This window comes from Aeromonas crassostreae (assembly GCF_054052445.1).
The window spans coordinates 1-201 of record NZ_JBSTYM010000100.1; the positions used below are offsets into that span (position 1 = coordinate 1).

The window sequence follows — 201 nt, forward strand, 5'->3', positions numbered from 1 at the left end:
CCACGTTCACGGGGCCGCTGATCTCGCTGCGGTCGATGGTGCCGTCGTCGTTCTTGTCTTCGGTGATGACCACGGTCGGCGCCGCGGTGGCAGTGGTGTCGCCCATGGTGGCGCTGTCGCTACCTTCCGGCGAGACATTGCCCGCCGCGTCCACCAGGGTGGCGGTCACGGTCAGCGCCTCGCCGTCGGCCGGACGGTCAA

1 protein-coding gene is annotated in these 201 nt (G+C 69.7%); it reads right to left on the reverse strand.

All coding sequences use genetic code 11. The annotated features are described in order from the left end of the window. Window positions 1–201, reverse strand: a 201-nt coding sequence (locus tag ACW5W4_RS19065; RefSeq protein ID WP_456690433.1) for a hypothetical protein, incomplete at both ends; no start/stop codon positions are given.